This window comes from Microcoleus sp., assembly GCF_049646505.1.
Lineage (GTDB): Bacteria > Cyanobacteriota > Cyanobacteriia > Cyanobacteriales > Microcoleaceae > Microcoleus.
The window spans coordinates 1-4,712 of record NZ_JBARVX010000311.1; the positions used below are offsets into that span (position 1 = coordinate 1).

The window sequence follows — 4,712 nt, forward strand, 5'->3', positions numbered from 1 at the left end:
AATGACTAATGACTAATGACTAATGACTAATGACTAATGACTAATGACTAATGACTAATGACTAATGACTAATGACTAATGACTAATGACTAATGACTAATTTTCCTATTCGCCCAGCAGCGATTCAAATGCGGCTTGCAAAGACTTGATATCGCCTACTCTGGCGACTAACAAGTTTTCGCTGCCGGCATCCTGCAACCTGTGCTTCCAATACTGGATGCTCTCGGAGTTGTCGATCCAGAAACTAATCACGGTGTTTACGACTCGATCGACATCCCAGCCGCGATCGGGAGAAATTATCTCTACGGATGCCACAAAGGAATCGAGAGTGCACTTCCGGTTTCCCAAGTATTCTACACCGGACGGTTGCTGTTGTTGCAGCAATTCCTGCTGCTGGTTAAAAAATGATAAAGTTGGAGATACGATTTCAAATGTATAGTTCATGTCATCCTCCAAAAGTATTATTTTGCTAAAAGGTCGTAGCGGAGCGGGGCGCAAGCGATCGTCCGTTTGTCAACTGTCAACAGTCTACTCTCAACTGTTCAACCTCTTTTGGCGCGATCGGGATTTTGCCCGCTTATTTTATTAATAGCAAATTTTTTAACAGGGGATTGTCAAATAACTTACATTTGTGATGGCTTGGTAGAAAAATTTAGAATCAATTTTTTATTCAGCAGGGACAAGGCTGGCGTTCGGCATCCGGAGAAAATGAGAGAATTGTAGATTTTAGACAATTTGAGGTTTGAGGTTAAATAATAATTTGGACTGACCGATCGATTAAGGGTTCGGGGCTTGCCTGCTGTTGTATAATGTTTGATTGGGTGTGATTTTTGGGCACCGCGTCCCCGATCGCGATCGGGGAATTCACACAAGTAGTGGCACAATTAATATTATAATTTCTTACAGTAGCTGTTGAAACCTCAACCAAATTTTGAGCGGCAGGCTGCGGCACTTCACTATTGGTGTGCAACTTGATAATTTATAATATCTAGGGCATCTTTTAATCGACAAATGACACGCAAACCTGGTAAGTGCAAGAATATTGATGTTATTGAAAAGTCTGAGCAGTTGTGTGATGAAAAGCTCGCCCAAGATGTCACTGAGCCTAGTTTTGTTGATACCCCTGGTGGTACAAATCTCCGTAGCAGTCGGCGTAACGGGATGGCTGTCGTTTCGCAACAGCCAGAAAGCCGTCAATAACCTTGCTACCAGGTTGAGCTTGGAAGTCGCAGCCCGGACTAAAGAAAATTTCCGCAGTTTTGGGGATGTGTCTCACCTGTTTCTGCAAATGAATACTGCTGCGATCGCCTCGGGAAACTTAAACCCAGAAGATTTCCCCAATTTAGAGCGCTATTTGTGGAACCAGACCAAGCTGAGCGATCGAACTACAACCATCTACTACGGCGACGAACAGGGCAGATTTCTCTTGCTCAAACGCGAAGCAGAAGACTTAGTATACATCAGAGACGAATCAACCGCTCCCGACCGCCAAATTTATCGCCTGGACAGCCAGGGAAATCGCACTGAGCTAATCAAAACCGCCCCCTACGACCCCCGTACAAGACCCTGGTACACAACTGCCAAACAGTCAGGAAAAGCCAGTTGGTCTCCGATTTACGTCTTCACAGCCCAGCCAGTTCTGGGGATTACTCCGGTGATGCCCATCTACAACCAAACGGGCAGCCTGCAGGGAGTTCTGGCAATTGACCTGACTCTTTCTCAAATCAGCGATTTTCTCAAAAACATCAAAATTAGCCCGTCGGGACAAGTTTTTGCGATCGAACGCAGCGGTGAAATAGTCGCCAGTTCCACAGACGAACTGCCCTTTGTCACCACCAAAGACGGACAAAAACGGCTGTTGGCGACACAAAGCAAAAATTTGCTCATTCGATCGGCATCCACATACTTGGAAAAACAATTTGGCAGTTTCAGACAAATTAGCAGCCAAGGACAGTTTACCTTCGATCTGGACGGCAAACGTCAATTCATTACGGTCGCTCCCCTGCAAGACGGCCGCGGCCTCGATTGGCTGATCGTAGTGGTCATCCCGGAAGCAGACTTTATGGAGCAAATAAACGCCAGCACTCGCACAACTATCTTATTGTGCTTTTTTGCCTTCATAGTGGCGATCGTCCTCGGAATCTTCACATCTCGCTGGGTTGTCCAACCGATTACCCGACTGCTAGAAGCTTCCAAAGCATTAACAAAAATGTCCGAATCCTCCGACTTCACATCCTCGGAATTAGAGGGCGAAGTCGAAGTTAAAGGAGTCAACGAACTCGGCCTTTTAGCTCAGTCTTTCAACCAGATGGCCAGACAGTTGCGATCGTCTTTTGTCGCCCTCGAACAAACCAACTCCAGTTTAGAACAGCGAGTAACAGAACGCACGGCCGAACTCGAAGCCACCGAAGCAGAATTGCGGGCTTTGTTTGCAGCCATGAACGAATTAATTATAGTTGTGGATGCCACCGGACGCTACTTAAAAGTCGCCCCCACAAATATGTCTCTGCTCTACAAACCAGCCGAAGAATTAGTAGGCAAAACAATCGGAGAACTGTTTCCGCAAGCTACAGCCGACTATTTTTTAAACCGCATCCGAGCAGCTTTAGATACTCAGCAAGCAGTCAGCATCGAATACGATTTAACCATTGACAGCCGCGAAGTTTGTTTTGCCGCCAGTATTTCGCCCCTGTCAGAAGCATCCGTAATTTGGGTGGCCCGCGACATTACCGAAAAAAAACGAGCCGAATCCCAGCAGCGGATGAGGCAAAAACAATTGCTCAAACAAAATACGGTTTTGGTAGAATTGGCAAGAAACAAAGCGCTTTATCGAGGCGATTTGCAAGTAGCTTTGAGACAAATCACCGAAGCTGCGGTTCGTACCTTAGATGCAGAAGGAGTCGGAGCTTGGTTGTACGACGAGGGCCGCTCGAAACTGCAATGTCTCGACCAATTTTGGTGCAGCAACAACCAGCATTCCCAAGGAACTCAAATCGCCGCCGCAGACTATCCAGCTTATTTTAAAGCTTTGGAAGAATACCGGACGATCGCAGCCGACAACGCTCTGTCAGATATTAGAACCAAAGAATTAGTGACATCTTACTTTGCACAAAATAACATCACCTCAACCTTAGATGCGCCGGTGCGGCTGGGAGGACAAACAGTCGGAGTCATTTGTATCGAACAAGCCGGAAGTGTTCGCCACTGGACAGTTGAAGAACAAAATTTTGTTGCTTCCCTCGCAGATTTGGTATCGTTGGCGATCGAAGCTAGCGATCGCGATCGCACGCAAACCGCACTGCGTCAAGCAGAACAAAAATACCGCAGCATCTTTGAAAATGCAGTCGAAGGCATTTTTCAAACAACCCCAGAAGGCCGCTTCTTAAGCGTAAATCCAGCTTTAGCCCGCATCTACGGCTACGCAAATCCCGAAGAATTGATCTCAAATCTCACAAACATCAGACAGCAAGCTTACGTCAATCCCCAGCAGCGCCAGAAGTTTTTGCGAGTGATGCAAGAATTCGGACAAATCTCCGGCTTTGAGTCAGAAGTTTACCGCGTTGACGGCAGCATAATTTGGATTTCCGAAAGCGCCCGCGCAGTGTGCAGCGCCGCCGGCGAGGTACTCTACTATGAAGGCAGCATCGAGGATATTAGCGATCGAAAAGTCTTTGAAACCGCCTTGCAAGTCGCCCTAGAAGCAGCCGAAGCCGCCTCCACCGCAAAAAGCGCATTTTTAGCAAACATGAGCCACGAACTGCGAACACCCCTCAATGCCATCATCGGCTACAGCGAAATGCTCCAAGAAGAAACCGAAGAATTGGGCTACGACGAACTCACCCCAGACTTAGACAAAATCCGCACATCCGGCCGACACTTGCTGTCACTAATTAACGACATTCTCGATATTTCCAAAATCGAAGCCGGCCGCATGGATCTTTACTTAGAAACCTTCGACATCGCCGCCTTGATTGAAGAAGTAGCCGACACCGCCACCCCACTAATCGAAAAAAATAATAACACTTTAAACTTACAGGAAATTACCAATCTTGGCAGTATGTACGGTGACATTACCAAAGTGCGGCAGATTTTATTAAATTTGCTGAGCAATGCCGCCAAATTCACTAAAAACGGTACAATCACCCTCAGCGCCAGCCGAGAAACCGCTGACAACATCAGCGAAGCAATACCAGAAAACCGTTATGAACTTCCGGCAAATTCTCCCCAATCAAATTCCTGTAAAGAAATTTTAGTTTTTAATTGTACAGATACAGGAATTGGGATGAATCAAGACCAATTGCAGCACATTTTCCAACCCTTTACCCAAGCAGACGCTTCTACCACGCGCAAGTACGGCGGCACCGGTTTGGGACTAGCAATCAGCCAGCGTTTTTGTTTAATGATGGGCGGCAATATTTCAGTAAACAGTCAAGTCGGCGTTGGTTCTACTTTTACCATCCGCTTACCTATCAATACTTAAAAAGTTGGTTGTTGGTTGTTGGTTATTGGTTATTGGTTATTGGTTGTTGGTGATTGGTTGGTTGTTATTAGTTATTTGTTATTTGTTATTTGTTATTTGTTATTTGTTATTTGTTATAACCTTTCTCAAAAAAGTGAGGATAGCCCTATGCCCTATGCCCTATTCCCTATTCCCTATTCCCTATTCCAGACAGTACCTCATCTTTCTGATAAAGGCTATATTGGTTATTGGT

Annotated in this window: 3 protein-coding genes; 2 read left to right on the plus strand and 1 reads right to left on the minus strand. The window is 45.9% G+C overall.

Features of this window, described 5'->3' with window-relative positions; translation table 11 throughout:
* Positions 1–105 precede the first annotated feature (105 nt).
* On the minus strand, positions 106–444 hold the full coding sequence (locus WBA89_RS16255; RefSeq protein WP_424408162.1) for a hypothetical protein: 339 nt from the start codon (positions 442–444) through the stop codon (positions 106–108).
* Between the two features lie 649 nt (positions 445–1,093).
* Here WBA89_RS16255 and WBA89_RS16260 point away from each other — a divergent pair.
* Both WBA89_RS16260 and WBA89_RS16265 read left to right on the plus strand, forming a co-directional pair.
* Positions 1,094–4,480: a PAS domain S-box protein gene (locus tag WBA89_RS16260; RefSeq protein ID WP_424408164.1), complete on the plus strand. Its 3,387-nt coding sequence runs from the start codon at positions 1,094–1,096 to the stop codon at positions 4,478–4,480.
* On the plus strand, positions 4,440–4,712 hold a 273-nt coding region (locus WBA89_RS16265), incomplete at its 3' end, for a hypothetical protein (RefSeq protein WP_424408166.1). The genes WBA89_RS16260 and WBA89_RS16265, both read left to right, overlap by 41 nt.

Coding starts and splice junctions, on each gene's coding strand:
- WBA89_RS16260 (WP_424408164.1), top strand. CDS start 1,094: ATGTCACTGAGCCTAGTTTTGTTGATACCCCTGGTGGTACAAATCTCC.
- WBA89_RS16255 (WP_424408162.1), bottom strand. CDS start 444: ATGAACTATACATTTGAAATCGTATCTCCAACTTTATCATTTTTTAAC.